At 48.6% G+C, this 16,912-nt stretch carries 15 protein-coding genes; 7 read left to right on the forward strand and 8 right to left on the reverse strand.

Translation table 11 applies throughout. The features are described 5' to 3' along the window. Nucleotides 1-46 precede the first annotated feature (46 nt). The 3 genes from OM95_RS12325 to OM95_RS12335 all read right to left on the reverse strand — a co-directional run bounded on the left by OM95_RS12325 (nt 47) and on the right by OM95_RS12335 (nt 5,018). Nucleotides 47-3,160 (reverse strand): efflux RND transporter permease subunit, encoded by a 3,114-nt coding sequence (locus tag OM95_RS12325; RefSeq protein WP_041874312.1) that lies wholly within the window; start codon nt 3,158-3,160, stop codon nt 47-49. Between the two features lie 3 nt (nt 3,161-3,163). Next, nucleotides 3,164-4,438 (reverse strand): TolC family protein, encoded by a 1,275-nt coding sequence (locus tag OM95_RS12330; protein WP_041874314.1) that lies wholly within the window; start codon nt 4,436-4,438, stop codon nt 3,164-3,166. A 118-nt stretch (nt 4,439-4,556) separates the two neighbouring features. Next, nucleotides 4,557-5,018, reverse strand: a complete 462-nt coding sequence (locus OM95_RS12335; RefSeq protein ID WP_041874316.1) for a host attachment family protein — start codon at nt 5,016-5,018, stop codon at nt 4,557-4,559. Between the two features lie 136 nt (nt 5,019-5,154). Here OM95_RS12335 and OM95_RS12340 point away from each other — a divergent pair, with 136 nt between their 5' ends. Continuing rightward, a complete protein-coding gene (locus tag OM95_RS12340) occupies nt 5,155-6,288 on the forward strand; it encodes a hypothetical protein (protein WP_041874319.1) in 1,134 nt (377 codons plus the stop codon). A gap of 5 nt (nt 6,289-6,293) precedes the next feature. Here OM95_RS12340 and OM95_RS12345 read toward each other — a convergent pair whose 3' ends face one another. The 3 genes from OM95_RS12345 to OM95_RS12355 are packed head-to-tail and all read right to left on the reverse strand — an operon-like array spanning nt 6,294 to nt 9,655. After that, the gene (locus OM95_RS12345; protein WP_041874321.1) at nt 6,294-7,298 is read right to left on the reverse strand and encodes a hypothetical protein; all 1,005 of its coding nucleotides are present in this window, start codon (nt 7,296-7,298) and stop codon (nt 6,294-6,296) included. Continuing rightward, a complete protein-coding gene (kefC, locus tag OM95_RS12350) occupies nt 7,295-9,109 on the reverse strand; it encodes a glutathione-regulated potassium-efflux system protein KefC (protein WP_041874323.1) in 1,815 nt (604 codons plus the stop codon). Before kefC ends, OM95_RS12345 begins: the two co-directional genes overlap by 4 nt. Nucleotides 9,110-9,118: 9 nt before the next feature. Further along, nucleotides 9,119-9,655, reverse strand: coding sequence for an NAD(P)H-dependent oxidoreductase (locus OM95_RS12355; protein ID WP_041874326.1), 537 nt, complete (start codon nt 9,653-9,655; stop codon nt 9,119-9,121). Nucleotides 9,656-9,829: 174 nt separating this feature from the next. Between OM95_RS12355 and OM95_RS12360 the strand changes: the two genes are divergently transcribed. Further along, nucleotides 9,830-10,069, forward strand: coding sequence for a DUF883 family protein (locus OM95_RS12360; RefSeq protein WP_041874328.1), 240 nt, complete (start codon nt 9,830-9,832; stop codon nt 10,067-10,069). A 63-nt stretch (nt 10,070-10,132) separates the two neighbouring features. Then, a complete protein-coding gene (locus OM95_RS12365) occupies nt 10,133-10,690 on the forward strand; it encodes a hypothetical protein (protein ID WP_041874331.1) in 558 nt (185 codons plus the stop codon). Here OM95_RS12365 and OM95_RS12370 read toward each other — a convergent pair. Both OM95_RS12370 and OM95_RS12375 read right to left on the reverse strand, forming a co-directional pair. After that, nucleotides 10,687-11,652, reverse strand: coding sequence for a sigma-54 dependent transcriptional regulator (locus tag OM95_RS12370; protein ID WP_291516280.1), 966 nt, complete (start codon nt 11,650-11,652; stop codon nt 10,687-10,689). The genes OM95_RS12365 and OM95_RS12370 overlap by 4 nt on opposite strands. Continuing rightward, a complete protein-coding gene (locus OM95_RS12375; RefSeq protein ID WP_041874506.1) occupies nt 11,652-12,383 on the reverse strand; it encodes a type 1 glutamine amidotransferase domain-containing protein in 732 nt (243 codons plus the stop codon). Before OM95_RS12375 ends, OM95_RS12370 begins: the two co-directional genes overlap by 1 nt. Nucleotides 12,384-12,574: 191 nt before the next feature. Between OM95_RS12375 and OM95_RS12380 the strand changes: the two genes are divergently transcribed. The 4 genes from OM95_RS12380 to OM95_RS12395 all read left to right on the forward strand — a co-directional run bounded on the left by OM95_RS12380 (nt 12,575) and on the right by OM95_RS12395 (nt 16,825). Next, nucleotides 12,575-13,186 (forward strand): murein L,D-transpeptidase catalytic domain family protein, encoded by a 612-nt coding sequence (locus OM95_RS12380; protein WP_291516282.1) that lies wholly within the window; start codon nt 12,575-12,577, stop codon nt 13,184-13,186. 8 nt (nt 13,187-13,194) lie between these two features. Next, nucleotides 13,195-13,917 (forward strand): pseudouridine synthase, encoded by a 723-nt coding sequence (locus tag OM95_RS12385; protein ID WP_041874333.1) that lies wholly within the window; start codon nt 13,195-13,197, stop codon nt 13,915-13,917. A gap of 48 nt (nt 13,918-13,965) precedes the next feature. Continuing rightward, a complete protein-coding gene (locus OM95_RS12390) occupies nt 13,966-16,029 on the forward strand; it encodes a M1 family aminopeptidase (RefSeq protein ID WP_041874335.1) in 2,064 nt (687 codons plus the stop codon). Nucleotides 16,030-16,432: 403 nt separating this feature from the next. Then, complete coding sequence (locus tag OM95_RS12395; protein WP_041874338.1) at nt 16,433-16,825, forward strand: hypothetical protein; 393 nt, start codon at nt 16,433-16,435, stop codon at nt 16,823-16,825. Nucleotides 16,826-16,912: the final 87 nt, after the last annotated feature.

The following is a 16,912-nucleotide window of genomic DNA, read 5'->3' on the forward strand; positions in this document are numbered from 1 at the left end:
AGGCTCTTGATTTCGCAAGAGCCAGTTTGTCATTTATGATGTTACATCAAGCTTCGATCTCGTCGGAGTGTCTTTCGCGACGATCCCAACGAGCAAACAAACTGTACACGCAAGGCACGACATACAAGGTCAGGAAGGTTGAAACCAAGACGCCCCCGATAACCGCAATGGCCATAGGTTGTCGAGCTTCTGCTCCGGGCCCCAGACTTAAGGCCGCGGGAACGGCTCCGGCTATGGTCGCAAAGGACGTCATCAAAATCGGTCGAAGACGCGTGGGGCAAGCTTCAATCAGGGCCTGAGTCACAGGCACCTTTTCGATATCTCGACGCTGATTCGTAAAATCCACCAACAGGATGGAGTTCTTTTTCACAATCCCCATAAGCAAGATCAAACCGATCATACTGAAGATATTTAAAGACTGTCCCCCAACCAACAAAGCCAGAAACGCCCCCGAAAAACTGAAAGGCAATGCCATAAAAACCGTGATCGGATCAATAAAGCTATTAAACTGCGAGGCCAAGACCATGTAGGCAACGACGAAGCCCAGCACCAAAGCAAAAATCAAACTGATAAAACTTTGCTGAAACTCTTCGGCAGAACCGCTGATGATAACTTTGTAATCGGCCGGAAGAATCTTTCGAGCAGCTTCCATGGCTTGATCCGACGCCTGCTGCTGACTGAGCCCCGGCCCCATATTTCCGTAGATAATAATTGAGCGCTGACGATTCTTGCGCGAGATCGTGGATGCGACCGAGGCTTCTTTAATGTCCACCACGTCAGCGATAGGCACAAGTTCACCGCGATTGTTGCGCACCTTTAACTGGCGAATGCGCTCGTGAGGAGCCTGTCCATTGTCAGCCATTTTTACGCGGATGTCGTAACGATGGCCACCTTTTTCGTAACTCCCGGCAACCACCCCGCCCATCATGGCATTTAACACCTCGCCGATGGCAATGACACTGACACCGCGATCAGACGCTTTTTGACGATTGGGAATCACCTGAATTTCAGGAGCCCCCGCCTGATAGTCTGAGCTGACATCGGTCATGATCTTTTTATTTTTCAACTCTTCCACAATAGTTTCGGAATATTTTCCCAGTTCGTTCCAGTTCGGGCCTTGAATGCTGAACTCGACCGGGAACCCCTTGCCGCCTCCGCCGCCAAAGCCCTGTGTGGAAGGATCCTGCACCTGAGGTTTCGCGTCGGGAATGGTTTTATTTAAATAGTCACGAACCACTTCAATGAATTGCTGTTGGGACAGTTCTTTACCTTTTTCCGCATCTTTGCCGCGGTCACCTTTGGGCTTAAGATCCACGAAAATGATGGCATTGTTCGCTTCTCCGCCCGTGAAACCGCCGGCCGCCACGAAGGTCGACTTGACCTCAGAGCGCTTGTGCAAAAAGTCTTCGATGATCTTCACCTTTTCGTCGGTAAAAGAAATCGCGGACTTCGGCGGGTTGCTAATTTGAATCATCAGTGAGCTTTGATCTTGAGCTGGTTGGAACTCCCCTTTTAAAAAGGCGACGGATCCGAAACTGACAACAAAAAACACCAACGAAGCCCCGATAACTTTCCAACGATGATTTAACGAAACCTTTAAAGAGCGCGTATAAAGATCATGCAGACGCTGGAATCCAGATTCAAACCCGCGACCGATCCGCGTGGTTCTTTCTCCTGATTCCACAAACTGAGAGGCCCGCATCGGTGTCAAGGTCAACGCTTCCAAAAGCGAGATCATCACCGCCGCACTCATGGTCACACCGAATTGAAAAAGAAAGCGGCCAATCAAACCTTCCATAAAAGCAATCGGTAAAAAGATCGCAACCAAAGAGACGGACGCAGCCATGGCCGCAAAAGTGATTTCGCGCGCGCCGACCAGAGCGGCTTTTTTTTTCTTTTTGCCCATTTCTAAATGCCGAATGATATTTTCAAGAACCATGATCGCATCATCGACGACAATCCCGATCGCCAGACTCAGCCCCATCAGGGTGAAGATATTCAACGTGAAACCGGCAAAGTACAGGATAATGAAACTTCCCAATACAGAGGTCGGAATGGCCAACAAAACGTTGAAAGTCGAAGACCACGAACCCAAGAAAAGCCAGCAGACCAACGAAGTTAGGATCGCCGCAAGAATCAACGTCAGCACTAATTCATGGACTGATTCTTCAACGAATTTGGTCCCGTCATAGTTGACGACAATCTGCATACCTTCAGGCAAGGTCTTTTGAATTTCATCAATACGATCTTTCACCGCATGCGCAACGGAAACGGCGTTGGAACCGCGCTGTTTTACGACTCCCAGGCCGACCGCGAATTTTCCGTTGGCCCGCGCGAACTGGACAACATCGACCGTGCCTTCCTTAAAGTCGGCAACACGCTCTAAAGGAATCGGACTGTAGTTGGGACCTCCCCCACGCGAATTGATCAGAATTTTATTAAACTGATCGATCTTTTTAGCCTCGCCCAAAGTACGCAGGCTGTATTCCGTTTTATTGTATTCGGCGCGACCGGCCGGAGGTTCCGCATGTTCATTGCGCAAAGTGGACACCACGTCAGAGACTGACAGCGCGTACTTGTGCAAATCCTCATTGCGAATCCAGACCCGCAGATTGGGCTCCAGATATCCCGGCATCCACAGATTTCCTACACCCGGGACCGTGGTAAGCCGGTCTCGGATCTGGTCGTTCACATAGACCATCATGTCCTGCAAAGGCATGTCATTGCTGGAAACGGACAACCACATGATAGGAAAATCTTCCGGATTGATCTTCATCACGGTCGGAGGATCCATGGCTTGTGGCAACGCTCCTTGAATTTGTGCCATCTTCGCTTGAACGTCCTGAAAAGCCACATCGATATTGACCTCAAGATCAAACTCAATAGTCACATCGGCCGTGCTATTGCGAGCGATCGAAGTGATGTTCTTAACCCCTTGGATACTGATCAAGGCATCCTCGATGGGGTCAATCACATCCGCTTCCATCACTTCCGGGGCCGCGCCCTCGTATCTTACCGAAAGCGAAATCACGGGGAAATCGACATCGGGCAATTCACTCACCCCCATGCGCATAAAGCTGATCGCCCCGAAGACAATCAAACCAAACATCAACATCCACGCAAAGACGGGCCTACGGATTGATAAATCAGATAAAGTCATTTTTTAATTTTCCTTCACAGAGGGAGCCAACATTTCAGCCGCGGCTATTTGCAAACGCACTAATTCCGATTGAGACGCAAAACGTGCCTGATCCAGGGCTCGAGAGGCCACCCGGAAGTCCGTCAAGGCGATTTGCACATCCACGTTGCGCGCCAAGCCGCGACGATAGTCACGCTGTAGAACCTGATAGTTTTTCTGGGACAAACTGGTGGCCTTTGCCAAAGCCTCTACTTGCTTTAGACGGGATTGATAGTTTTCATAGTAAGAGCGAATTTCTTGTTCGGCTTGACGGCGCAAACGCGCCAAGGTCAGATCCGCCTCGATTCTTTTGGAAGCGGACTCCCGCACGCGCGCCTGCGTCGTTCCGCCTTCAAAAAGAGGCAAAGTCAAAGTGAACTGCACATCCCATTTCAAATCCTCGCTGAACCCTTCGGGACGCTTTAGATAGTAATTCCCGGCAACATCCAAAGAAGGCCAATGAGCGCCCTTGGCAATACGCACGTCTTCTTCTGCCGCCTGCAAAAGCAACCGTGCCGACTTTACGTCGTAGCGCTCTTCAACTCGCTTCAAATAGTAGCTCAAATCCTGTATGTTTTTATCCTTCGTCAACGCCGGATCAGTCAAAACTTCCGTCGCCGGCAAACCAGTCACGAACGAAAATACCTCGCGGGCCATTTTTAAATTGCCACTGACAATCTGGGCTTCGGCTTTTAGACTGGCCTGGGTCGATTGCGCGGTCAGAACCTCTGTCGAATTGGATTCGCCGCGACGAACTCGGCCACTGAGTTCTGCGACACGCTCGTCATAGAGTGTAATTTGCATTTCCAGATTCTTCGCATCTTGTTCCAATGCCAGAATATTCAAATAAGAATTCGCCACGTCTTGATAGAGCTGCAACAACGCCTGATTGCGGGCTTCTTCTTGGGAACCTAATAAATCTTTTTGCTGGCGCAGACCCGCGAACTCTCGAAGACCGCGAAACAGAACCTGATTGGCGGAAAGTGCCACCGTGGTTTGTTTGTCTGGAAAAATCTCGCGTGCCAAAGGATCTTTTGCCTCGGGCTGCATAAAGTAGGTGGCCTTGGCAGAGATCTGCGGCAGCAAACCGCCCCGAAGCTGAGAGACGCGTTCTTTGGCCTGGGTGACTTTCGAATTTTCCAATCCCACAGTTTCGTTCTTTTGCAGAGCCGCTTGATAGGCTTCCTGAAGAGTGGCTGCGGCAGAAGGGCATGTTGTTAAAAGAGGGAGTAACAAGAAGAATAAGACGTGTTTTGACATGGACCTGATTCTTACTTGTGTCCACCAATTTGCAAAACAAAGATTTTTTATGACCTCACTGCGGCACGCGCTCCGAAGAGCGCCCGCAGTAAATTCTCTCGCCCACTTAGCTGGCTAATTAGATAGTTGCAGAGCGTAAATCCGAAGACGGCCAAAGGCGGTCCTTCAAATCAGTGACGGTCGCGGCACTCACAAGATCCTTCGCAATCTCTTGCACAATACATTGTCGAACTTCTTTATTTAAAAGGCCGCGCAAGCGTCCCAGAAACTGCGGCTCGGCAATTAAAATCAGTTCTTCGAAAAGATGTTGTTGGGAAGAATCATAAAGAAAGTCGCTGACCTGTTTGGCAAACTCTTGGGCGACATGTTCAGTCGGTGAATCAATTTTCTCTCGGCCCGTGCCATGATTCGTGAAACCTGAGACAAAACTTCCCGGTTTATCGGCATTGATATCCTGAGCTTTCAAACGCCCTCGGGGATTCGCCAGTTTTGTGACAAATTGCACATCTGCGGAGCGGTTGTTGCCATGTTCAAATATCTTCGCTTCACAACGGTTGACGACGACAATCCAAGTTTTCATGTTCATCCTCTCTGCTGTAAGGTTGAGGGGCTTCTTTCATCTTAGCGAATTCAAGATGTTTTCCCCACATGACTCCTCACACTGGACTGTCAAATGACTTTTTGAGTTCCCCAACTTCTAAGAGGATAATAAAAGCATGATTGAAAAGATGACTCACGATGATCTTTTACGTCTTACCTCAGTCCAGGATGGCCCCTGCATCTCCATCTATATTCCTGCCATGCCGCTAAAAACTCTGCAGATGGAATACGAGGCCTTGGTACGACGAGCTGTGCATCTGCTTTCTTATGACGAGCACAAAGAACGCCACCAGGAACTCTTGGACGCTCTTTATAACTTTAATCCTTCAGAGTTTTTGGCAAACGAAAAAGAAGGCTTAGCTATTTTCGTCAATAAGCACTGGACGGGTTATTATGTCGCCGGTCACGAGTTGCCTTCAAAGGTCGTTGTCGCCGAATCTTTTCATCTGAAGCCTTTGCTTGAGGATCTGCAAGGTTATAACACTTATCATGCCCTGGTTTTAACCCCCACAGAAGCTGTGCTTTTTAACTGCGACGGCCATCGCGGCAGCGAGATCCACACGTTCCTTTATCACCAGGGACAACACAGCAACAGCATGCACTGGAAACATCAGGACGAAACAGAAACCTTCCAAATTCCTCATTTGAAGTCACAATCTCGAGGCCGCGGCACCCAGGACAGTCATCTGAAGAAAAAATCCAGCGGTAAATTGTTTTTGAAATGGATCGAGTCGAAAGTGGCCAAAGAGACGGGCTACAAAACCCTGCCTCTGTTTATTTTCACCAGCGAAACCATTTTTCATGCCTATAAGGAAATCTCGTCACATTCAGAACCTGTTTTGTGCAAAATAGATTCGGCTAAAGGCATTCCTCGCGTCGAGGCCATTCTGCATCAGGCGAATCTGCACATTCAAAAAAATCAAAATCAACAGCGCAATCTTTCCACTTTAGAGATTGACGAAATGGCTCGCCAAAAACGGTTGATTGATGACTTGATTAAAATTTCCAGAGCGGCGCTGGGTGGCAAAGTGAAAACTCTTTTCCTGCGCGACAATAGCGAAATCTGGGGACACCTGCACCGGGGCAGCGCCGAGATCACCTTTCATGAAAAGCAGCAAGACGCCAAGGATGATGATATTCTGGATGATATCGCCTGTGAGGTGATTCGTCATGGCGGCGAAGTCATTGTACTGAACGATAAGGACATGCCAACGCCAGCGGCGGCGGCGGCCATCCTCAACATTCAATAGGCCGTCTATTTTTTATTCAGATTATAGAAGAGCAGCCCCTGTCCTAACGAAGCCTGGGCCGTTTCGACTTTGCCAATTTTCAGTGCTTGCATGTAGCCCAACACCAGAGCAAGGTTCGAAACGTCAGAAATTTTGTAACTTCCCGACAGTTGATCATCACGCAAAACGGCCTGTCTTTTTAAAGTCTCGTCCAATTCGGATACAGTGAAGTCTGTGGCTCCGGCCTTGACTTGTCTTTGCACTGAAGCGGAAAGAACACCGCCGACACCAATCCAGCGAGCGACCACGGCCTTTTCTTTGAAGTAAGTAGGAACATTTAAATAGGCGTGATTTTTCGCGAGCTGAACGGCCGCTTCGCGCTGCCGGCCCAAAGGGTTGGGAGAAGACACCTGCGCCGGATCTTTAAATTGGAGAATCTGCAGGATCTGATTTTTAAAAGTCACCGAAGCCAAATTGCCCTGATAGATGTGGGCTTTGTTTTTTTGACGCGAGTACATCTGCATCGAACCGCCGCCAATATCCCAGACAATGACTGTCTCAGAAGGTCGCACCGCTTTTTGGGCCAAAGCAGACCAGTATCCAAGTTCGGCCTCGCGTTCTTGTGATATCACCTGAATGGGGACCTTGGTTTCATGGAAAATCATCTGGGCAATGGCCGCCCCATTTTTGGCCACGCGAAATACCGACGTAGCCACCGCTTGAATATTTTTGACTTCAAGCTGCGTCATCTGATTCACAATTCTTTTAATCTGAGGAAGGGCCTCTTGCACGGTTTCGACCGGAATTTCTTTTTTCGGTGATTTTTCTAACGCTTCATTCAACGCCAGAGGTAAACGCTCTTCATAAAGAACCGAAACGATTTTTTTCTGACAGGTATCCACAATCGCCGCAAAGGCCTTGGTGGTTCCAGAACCAAAATCCAGGGCCCCTTTTTTTTCCTGGCAGGGATTCGCATAGGCCGCCGAGGCCGAAGCCACCCCTAATACAAAAACGAAAAACAACTGCTTCACTGCTCATTACTCCAAGATTCCGTACGTTCAAGATACTGATTTTCCTGTTGGAACATTTTTTCCAGATCATCCCGCGCCTGTTTCGAGCGCGAAACCATGTCGTCAGGATCCCCTTGCCGATGATGCAAATCCTCTAGCATCTGATTATTATGATCCCGGAAAATATTGGCGGCAATCACACTTTGATAAGCCGGCCATCCCAAAGACCGTAAAATGGACGATCCCATTCTTAGCGACGATTCAAAAACTTCTCGTTCGAAATTAAAAACATTCCGATCCATCAAAGCATAAACGTGAGCTACATTCCGTGCCCGGGCAAAAATCTTTAAATGCGGAAAGGTCTCGCGAACCGCATCAATCAGTTTTAGACCGTCGTCCATATCGTCGATCGCAACAACCAGAATCTGAGCATGACGAGCCCCCGCCGCCTCCAAAAGATCCATGCGGGTCGCATCGCCATAGTAGACTTTAAAACCAAAACGCCGCAGCATTTCGATCTGACTGGGCTCGTGATCTAAAACCGTGGCTTTCACTCTGTTGGCATAAAGCAAACGACCGATGATCTGCCCGAAACGACCGAAGCCGGCAATAATGACAGGACTGTGTTCATCTTCGATTTTTTCCTCTTCCATGGGGGATTTTCGCGAAAAATAGCGAAGATAAATTTTATCGTAAATAAGAACAGCCAAAGGAGTGAACAACATGGATAAAGCCACAATGGCCGTTAAAGTTCCCGTGGTTGCCTGATCAAGAACCCGCAATCCTTGTGCCGTCCCGATCAAAACAAAAGCGAATTCTCCGATCTGCGACAGGAGGATTGCAAAGAAGGGAACCTGGGTTCGCGGCAACTGAAACAAAAAAGCCAATCCCGCATGCAAGGCGGTTTTTATGATAAAGACCAGCAAGACTAAAAGCAAAAACGGACCGGGACTGGCAAAAACCTTCATCAGATCCACACTCATACCGACGGACATGAAGAACAGCCCCATCAGCAACCCTTTAAAAGGTTCAATGTCAGTCTCCAGAGCGTGGCGATACTCACTATCCGCCAAAAGCACTCCGGCCAAAAAGGCCCCCAAGGCCATCGAAAGTCCTAACTTTTGCATCAGAAAGGACATCCCAATCACTAAGAATAGCGCAAAGGCGGTGAATATTTCGCGCAAATGCAAAGAGCCAATCCAACGCAGAAGATGACGCAGCAGCAAACGACCGAAAACAATGACGGCCGTCAAAATCATCCCCACCTGCAAAACATGACCCCAAGGATTCTCGTGGCTGGATGACTCCCCCGCACTCAATGTCATTAAAGGCAAGATCGCGATCATGGGAATCACAGCGATGTCCTGAAAAAGCAGAATCGAAAATGCCGACGAACCCGCCGTGGTCGTTAACAGCTTTCTTTCGGAAAGAAGTTGCAGACCGAGGGCCGTTGACGACAACGCAAAGGCCATTCCCACCAATCCTGAAACCGCAATACTTTGCGCGAAAAACACTTTTGTGAGCAAGGCGATCGTGACACCCACCAAGGTTACTTGCAAACCACCCAGACCAAAAATGGAAACACGCATATCCCAAAGTTTCTTTGGCGCAAGTTCAAGGCCAATAAGAAACATCAACAGCACAACGCCAAATTCGGAAAGGTGCATGATATCCTGGACACCGACAATCACTTTCAGTCCGTGAGGGCCGATGATCATTCCCGCCAGAAGGTAACCCAAGACCGACCCCAATCCCAACCGCTTGCAAATTGGCACGCAGACCAATGCCGCTACTAGAAAAACCAAAATATAAAAAAGACCGCCTGATTCCATCACCTATTCCTAAACGTCTTTACAGACACCCGTCGCGCAGTAGTCCACCATTCGTTGGCGGACATTTTCTGCGTGCAAAAGAATTTGTTCTTCGGTGGCTTTTCCCGTTCCGGTCATAACCAGGGGTTTGTGCCATTTCATTCCGCACAACTCGATGGTCTTGCGATAAGGAGGAAAAAATTCGTCGACATTTCCGGGCGCATTGGGGTCCGTCCATCCCCCCGTTGTAATTGATAAGAAAAAATCTTTGCCATGAAGCTTGTCTCCGCCTGGACCGTATGCAAACCCCCGGCGCAAAACTTCATCGCACCAAAGCTTCATCAAGGGGGGCATCGAAAACCAATAAAAAGGATGTTGCCAAACTACAAGATCATGAGCCATCAAAAGCTCCTGCTCTTTTTGCACCTGAATGTGAAAATAAGGATAAGTTTCATAAAGATCGTGCACGTAAACATTCTTTAGATCGCGAAGCTGCTCCATGATAGCGCGGTTGACACGGGATTGCTTTGAGAAGGGATGGGCGAATAAGACAAGGGTTTTTCTCATCACCACATCCTCAACCGGAGAATATTAAAAGTCAAATGGGGCAAGAATCCCTGCGAGGAAAGGGATTATTACCTCTCAGGATGATCCAAAATCCCCTCTGCATCGCTTTGAGTTGGCACTGATCGTGCTTTGCTCACAATAGTGATTACCAACAACACAAAAAGGAGTGGATTCATGGAAACGACCCCAAACGATTTCAGAAGCAACCTTGGCAACATCAAAGAAAATGTAAAACAAGGTGTGAAGCAGGAACTTGAAAGAAGTGGCTGGACGGATACATATCACATGGCTCAAGACAAAGCCCGCGAAGCCATGGACGCTTCCGAAGATTTTGTGAAGGCTCATCCCTTCTATACAATCCTAGGTGCCGCCGCAGTGGGTCTGGTGGCCGGTCTCTTGATTCGTCGCAAATAATTCAATTCAGTTTCCGTTAGGAGGTCCGTTTTTGTGACCTCCTCTATCATCCAGGGAGTCGCAATGAAGTGGTTAGCATTAGTTCTGTCGTTCGTTTTTGGTCGTTTGAACATGAGACCCCGCGGCTTTAAGGATGCCGCCATCGAAATTTTTGATGAGGTGTCCTTTCGCAGTCGCCGCATGGTGACTCTTATTTTAGTGGGTGTGGCGGCCGTCATCTTTTTCACCGGTGGATTGTTTATCTCTTTACTGGATCTCTCGATGCAGTGGGATCGCACCGGAAGTATCCTATGGTCGGCCACGCTGAGTACGGGCGTCGGCCTGATTGTTTTAGCCTCTGCGGCTTTTGCCGTGGTCTTTCTGCGCGCCTGGCCGGGAGCGGTGAAAGCCAAACAACAAATTAAGCGCAAACTCAAACATGAACAGGAAGAAGAAGAGGCTGAACTGCAACGTCACCCGAGTTCCCTAGAGCAAGCTTTATCCGCCTTGGTCATGGATTTTGTCAAAGAACGCGAAATTCGTCGAGCTGCTCGCAGTTCCGAAACCTCGGCTTACGCCGGAGAAGGCATGAACGAGGGACCAACCTCCAGTCACGAGAAACCCCGCTCGCACGTGCATTAGGCACGTTGCTGCTGGTGGTGCGTCTTGCGATAAAGGGTTTTTCGATCTATTCCCAAATCCTTCGCGGTTTTTTCCCGGGCGCCCTTATTCACTTGTAGTGCGTACTCAATATACTGTCGAGCCATTTCCTCAAGAGAAAGAAGTCGTCCCTCTTTCTGACAAAGGCGCTCAAACACAGACTCCAGACTGAGCGCCCTTTTCTGATTTCCATCTAAATCATTCACGGTGATTTCGGCACCCGCGCTTAAAACCACCGCGCGTTCTATGGTGTTTTCCAATTCACGGACATTTCCCCACCACGAGTGAGACAACAGATAACTGCGCACCTCGGCCGCGAAGTGCTTTTCGACAGCGTGGTGCCGCAAAGAATATTTCTTTAAAAAGTATTCCGCCAAAGGAAGAATATCATCCATTCTTTCGCGCAAAGGCGGAACTTCGATCGGCACGACGTTCAATCGAAAATAGAGATCTTCGCGAAATTTTTTCTGCTGCACATCTTCGCTGAGATCGTTGTGAGTTGCCGCCAATATTCGAATATTCAGAGGGCGGTAGTGGTTTTCCCCCACTCGCTTGACTTTCTTTTCCTGCAAAACACGCAAGAGTTTCGCTTGCAGATGCAAATCCAGATCACCGATTTCATCCAAAAACAATGTCCCCCCATTCGCTTCTTCAAACAGGCCGGCTTTGTGTCCTCCCGCTCCGGTGAATGCCCCCTTGGCATAACCGAAAAGCTCGCTTTCCAATAACTGCTCAGGAATGGCCGAGCAGTTGATCGGCACAAAGGGTTCTTTGCGCCGTGGACTGAGATCATGAATCATTCGAGCGATGATTTCTTTTCCCGTACCGCTTTCTCCGGTGATAAGAACATTGGCCGAACTGGCCGAGACTCTTTTAGCCATGTCCAGAACTTTCAAAAAGCGCGGACTGTGCGCGATAACCTGTGATTCCGCTGTCATTGTCATTATGGATGCCCCCATTCGCACCAGTTTTTTTCCGGAACTGTTCGTCCCTCTGAAATAAAGTCGAGCACTTCCACAAGAGCCTGACCTACTTCCGCTGCCGAAGCAGGATTTTGCCCACTCACCAATCGTCCACTTTTCACCACGTGTGCGGTGAACTTGGGGGCTGAAGAAAATTGCGCGCCCCGTTCTTGCAACTTTGTTTCAAGTAAAAAAGGGACAACTTTTTCCATACCGACGGCCTCTTCTTCTTCATTGGTAAACGCAGACATCTCGTGGCCTTTCAACAAATAGTCGCCAGTAGAAAGACGCACATTCACCAGCCCCGCAGCACCATGACAAACAGAAGCTACGACGCCCTCATTTTCAAAAATCTGTGCCGTGATTTGTTGCAAAGGAACACATTCCGGCAAATCGAACATGGCTCCGTGGCCACCCACAAAAAGAATCGCCGCATAGTCTTGGGCGCTCACATTAGCAGGCAGCAACGTGTGTTCTATCTTTTCCAGAAAATCTTCATCGTTCATCCACGTGGCATTTAAAGGGTCATCCATCTTCACACCATCTAGCGGCACTTTACCGCCCTTGGGACTAGCCATATCAATCTCGAACCCCGCACGGCATAACTCGTCATATGGATGGGTGATTTCCGAAAGATAGGCGCCCGTGTGATGCCCCGAATCGCCCAGCCGCTCGGTGTTGGTTAAAACAAAAAGGACCTTCTTACTGATCATAAAAAGCTCTCCCGGCATCTCTTTTTAAACCAGAATGAGCGATCCAAAAGAAGAACTCAATTTCTAGACACCCCTTGTGTGAAAAAACCAAAGGCTCTACGAAGGTCCAAATTCCTTTACGCCAGCGTCAAGTCCCCAGCGCGAACTCCGATTGATCTTCAACACATGAATTTCTGGAAAATGGAGCAGCTATGAATTTACGTTGGATGACTCTTCTGGGCTTTTTCTTTCTCTCTTCTGCCTTTGCACAGACACCGACAGTCAATCTTGCCAAATACGATTACGTCGACCCCAAAAAAGAGATCCCGACGGTGGCGCTAGAAAAAGCCCTTACCTATTACGATGTTTACTATAATAAGATCGCCAATAAAAACTACGTGACAGTGATTGATTTCACTCAGAATTCGAGCCAAAAGCGCATGTATGTCATTGATATGAAAACCGGGCTTGTCACACGGTATCTGGTTTCACACGGCCGCGGTTCCGATCCGAATCACACGGGCATGGCCAAAAAATTTTCCAATATTGAGGGCTCCAAGATGTCGTCTCTCGGTATGTACGTGACCGGGGCGGAATACAGTGGTAAACATGGCCGCTCTATGCGACTGGTCGGATTAGAAAAATCCAATGATCAGGCGATGAATCGCGCCATCGTCGTCCATGGAGCCTGGTATGTCGACCCTCAGTATAAGCCCCTGGGTCGCAGCGAAGGCTGTCCTGCGGTGGAACAAAAACACATCGACACCGTAGTCAGCCAGCTTAAAGGCGGCAGCGTTTATTATATTTGGGCGGGACAACCTTAAGGATTTTCGTGGAATTGCTTTACAAGGATGACTACTTTATCGCGGTTAATAAACCGTCGGGATTTCATGTTCATCCTCACGAAAACGTTCAGCATCGTGTTTCTCGGGATAAAATCTGTCTGTATCACGCTCGCCGCATGATGAAACAACACGTCTACCCGGTTCATCGCCTTGATGCCGCAACCAGTGGCGTTTTGCTGTTTGCGCTCTCTTCCCAAGCGGCAAGCCAGATTTGCAAACTTTTTACTGAGCGCGCCACCCACAAAACCTATCAGGCGGTGGTGCGCGGGTACGTTAAAGACGAGGGGCAAATCGATCTCCCTTTGGAACTAGATTCGACCGGGGACCTGGTCGACGCCAAAACCACTTATAAACGATTAGGCACCATCGAGTTCCCGGTGGCTGTGGGTAAAAAATTTCCCACGGCCCGCTATTCCTGGGTGGAGGTGGTCCCGCACACAGGCCGCTATCACCAGATTCGCCGTCATTTCAACCGTATATCTCACCCTCTTTTAGGGGATGCCGTTCACGGGGATTCGCATCACAACCGTTTCTTTCGTAATGACGTGGGGATCGAGGGTCTGTGCCTTCGAGCTTTGCGCCTGGAATTCACCCATCCGTGGAGTGGTGAAAGAGTCACTATCGAGGCGCCGACCTGTGAAAAGTGGAATAAAATTCAAAATTTATTCACCCCTTCTGTCCTCGGAGCCTCGCCTCTGAAATCCCTTTGACCTGCCTGAAGGACAGGCGTAAAAAGACCGCCGCTTCAGAGGTAAAAAATGTCCAAGGCGCAAGCACTTCACAAACTGATGATTGTGATCGGTCTTCTTTTAATTCTTCTCGTAACGCTGCAATCGCACGCGGCCCCTGTTCATCATAAAATGCAGGTAGAAATTATTCCGGGCCTAAAGATGCTCAAGGCCCAGGACACTTTGACTTTCGCCAAAGACACGCCCCGCAAACTGAGTTTCGTTCTACACAAAGATCTGCAAGTTTCTGTCACGAGTTCCGATGACAGCCTGATTCTTCTTCACCCTGCGACTAAAGAAGAACCTTATGCCGAGTACGGTCTGCAACTGAGTAACCAGGACAACAAGGTTTCCTTATACTACCAAGGAGTGATTTATGACCCCGTCGTCAACGACAACTCTGACGGTTTAATCGCTCCTGAAGGCGCCACCCTTTTTGGCAGCACTTACTGGTATCCTTCTTTTTTAGATACACAAAAAAGTTTCGACATTTCCGTGAAAACTCCCGTGGCGTGGCGCTCATTGGTTCAGGGCCAGATCACAAGTATGGAAGTCGATGCCTCCTCGCGCACGTCCCGCTTCGTCGAAATTTATCCGCAAGAAGAAATCTATCTGGTTGCCGGTCCGTTTTCTTTTTATGAAAAAGAACTGAAAGACGGAAAAAAAGTCCAAGTTCTCTTGCGCAAAGATGATTCCTCTTTGGCGCAAAATTTTATTTCTTTGATCCCGGGTTTCCTTGAACACTATTCTTCAGCTATTTCTCCTTATCCATATTCTTCTTTCACGGTGGTTGAGAATTTCTGGGAGACAGGCTACGGCATGCCCAGCTTCACTTTGTTAGGTCCTACAGTGATTCGTCTTCCTTTTCTGCTGAATTCGTCGCTGCCCCATGAAGTGCTGCACAACTGGTGGGGCAACAGTGTCTACGTGGATTACGATAAGGGAAATTGGTGCGAAGGACTTACTACTTACATGGCCGATCATTGGCAACAAGAGTTGGCCGGCAATGATCGTGGCTACCGCTTAAACACTCTGATCAACTACGCGGACTTCGTCGCCGCCAATCCTAAGAATGACTTCCCGGTCCGTCAGTTCCGCGGTCGCCATAATTCCAGCTCGCAAGCCGTGGGGTATGGCAAAACCATGATGATTTTCCACATGCTGGAATTCCGTTTCGGTAAAGACCTATTCAAAAAAGCCTTGCAGGACTTTTATTCCGAAAATCTTTTTCAACGCGTTTCATTTTTTGAAATTCAAAAAAGTTTTGAGAAGGTGACGAATCAAAACCTGAACACTTTTTTCACGCAATGGTTAGACCGTGAAGGGGCCCCGCAAATCGAGCTTCCCGACGTTAAGGTGATGCGCTGGCTGGACGGTTCTTACAGCACGACTTACGTTCTAGCACAGACACAAAATGCCCCGTCTTACGAGTTGAACATTCCGGTTATCTGGACTCTTGAAAACGGCCAAGAAGTTCGTCAGTTGGCACGTCTTTTTGACAAGTCCCAGGTGTTTTCATTGGTCAGCCATTCGCGTCCGGTCAAAGTGGCTGTCGATCCTGACTACCATGTTTTCAGAAAGCTTTTTATTGAGGAACGTCCCGCCACACTTTCTTCGATTCTAGGAAGCCCGGAAGTGCACTTCTATTTCGATCCAGCTCAACCGCAAGCAGAAAAGTTTGCGCGTGTTTGGGCCGCAGCCACAGACGGACAAGACAGCTTCAACAAAGTCACAGAGACCTTGAGTCTGGCCCCGCAAGGTGCTTTAGTTCTGATCGGTGATAAGGATTTGTTTGCGCAATTTGTGAAGACGCAGTTGAGTGAGCAAAAATTCGAACTGACAGACACAACACTTCGTATCGACACACAGGAATTCAATCTTCAGGAAACCAGCACCGTTTTAGTCATGCGCCTGAAATCAAATCCGCAACAACCAGTGGTATGGGTGCGCTGGAGCAAAGAGAATAATCCTGAAGAGTGGGCTTCGCGCCTGACTCACTATGGAACTTTCGGCGTCCTAGTTTTCAAAGGGCGCCCGGCGGTTTTCAAAAGCACCTGGCCTGTTCTGCAGTCCCCCTTACAGCGAAATCTGTAATTCATCATTTTTGCCGTCCTACTGGTCTACATGGCTTGTAAATTGCTCTGTAAAGAAGTGGCGGCATTCTTTGCGCATTTCCGAGGATAATTGCCGCCGACTGCCATATGGAAGGGGCGATTATGGATCTTAAGAATCAGTCAGGAAAAATTGGTTGGATTCTTCTTTGGGCAATTGGCATTCCTATTCCCGTTCTTATTGTGCTTTTTCTCATTCGAGGTTGCACCTAGTCGGTTAAACTCCTGCAATCCTCCAAGAAGACGTTGTATCCTTTTTGGAACTGCCTAAGATAGTTTTTTCCTGTGGATGAGACTCTCCACTCATAAGTCGCTTATGAGGCGGCATGGTTTTAGCTCAGACACATCAACATATAAATATAGAAAATCATTCTTAGGAGATACACATGAAAGCACTGATCCTTTGGGGCGCGTTGTTCTGTTCTACGGCGATGGCAGAGTTAAAACCTGTGGGGACTTTCGTTCCTTCTGTCTGCGGATACAACGAAATTCAAACTTTCTGTTTCGGAAAAAGAGTGGGCTTCGCGACGGCTTATGTCTCGCTTGCTTCCTCGCATGGTGTCCAGGTCTATGAAATTATTCAGCGGGAACGCATCAACGGAGGCATCAATCCTCTTTACACGGCGGAACAATTGACTTTGGAAAATGAAGAGGGCCGTCTAACCGCCGTCGTGCGTGGGAAAAAAAATCGTCCCTACAGCAGCAGTGCGACCGTCACCTATGAAGACGGTACTGTTGCGGTCTTTACGAATTTTGATGCTGTTTTCACAACCCTTTAAGAAGCTTGAAATTATCTTGAGAGGACGTCGCGACTGCGGCGTCTTTTTCATTTGCGGGCACTGAGGAAACATTTCTGTCAGTTACTA

This window comes from Bdellovibrio sp. ArHS, assembly GCF_000786105.1.
Classification (GTDB): Bacteria; Bdellovibrionota; Bdellovibrionia; order Bdellovibrionales; family Bdellovibrionaceae; genus Bdellovibrio.

What these genes read in the sequence shown, in the direction of transcription:
- OM95_RS12325 (WP_041874312.1), bottom strand. Translation starts at nt 3,160, where the DNA reads ATGACTTTATCTGATTTATCAATCCGTAGGCCCGTCTTTGCGTGGATG.
- OM95_RS12330 (WP_041874314.1), bottom strand. Translation starts at nt 4,438, where the DNA reads ATGTCAAAACACGTCTTATTCTTCTTGTTACTCCCTCTTTTAACAACA.
- OM95_RS12335 (WP_041874316.1), bottom strand. Translation starts at nt 5,018, where the DNA reads ATGAAAACTTGGATTGTCGTCGTCAACCGTTGTGAAGCGAAGATATTT.
- OM95_RS12340 (WP_041874319.1), top strand. Translation starts at nt 5,155, where the DNA reads ATGATTGAAAAGATGACTCACGATGATCTTTTACGTCTTACCTCAGTC.
- kefC (WP_041874323.1), bottom strand. Translation starts at nt 9,109, where the DNA reads ATGGAATCAGGCGGTCTTTTTTATATTTTGGTTTTTCTAGTAGCGGCA.
- OM95_RS12355 (WP_041874326.1), bottom strand. Translation starts at nt 9,655, where the DNA reads ATGAGAAAAACCCTTGTCTTATTCGCCCATCCCTTCTCAAAGCAATCC.
- OM95_RS12360 (WP_041874328.1), top strand. Translation starts at nt 9,830, where the DNA reads ATGGAAACGACCCCAAACGATTTCAGAAGCAACCTTGGCAACATCAAA.
- OM95_RS12365 (WP_041874331.1), top strand. Translation starts at nt 10,133, where the DNA reads ATGAAGTGGTTAGCATTAGTTCTGTCGTTCGTTTTTGGTCGTTTGAAC.
- OM95_RS12370 (WP_291516280.1), bottom strand. Translation starts at nt 11,652, where the DNA reads ATGACAATGACAGCGGAATCACAGGTTATCGCGCACAGTCCGCGCTTT.
- OM95_RS12375 (WP_041874506.1), bottom strand. Translation starts at nt 12,383, where the DNA reads ATGATCAGTAAGAAGGTCCTTTTTGTTTTAACCAACACCGAGCGGCTG.
- OM95_RS12380 (WP_291516282.1), top strand. Translation starts at nt 12,575, where the DNA reads ATGAATTTACGTTGGATGACTCTTCTGGGCTTTTTCTTTCTCTCTTCT.
- OM95_RS12390 (WP_041874335.1), top strand. Translation starts at nt 13,966, where the DNA reads ATGTCCAAGGCGCAAGCACTTCACAAACTGATGATTGTGATCGGTCTT.
- OM95_RS12395 (WP_041874338.1), top strand. Translation starts at nt 16,433, where the DNA reads ATGAAAGCACTGATCCTTTGGGGCGCGTTGTTCTGTTCTACGGCGATG.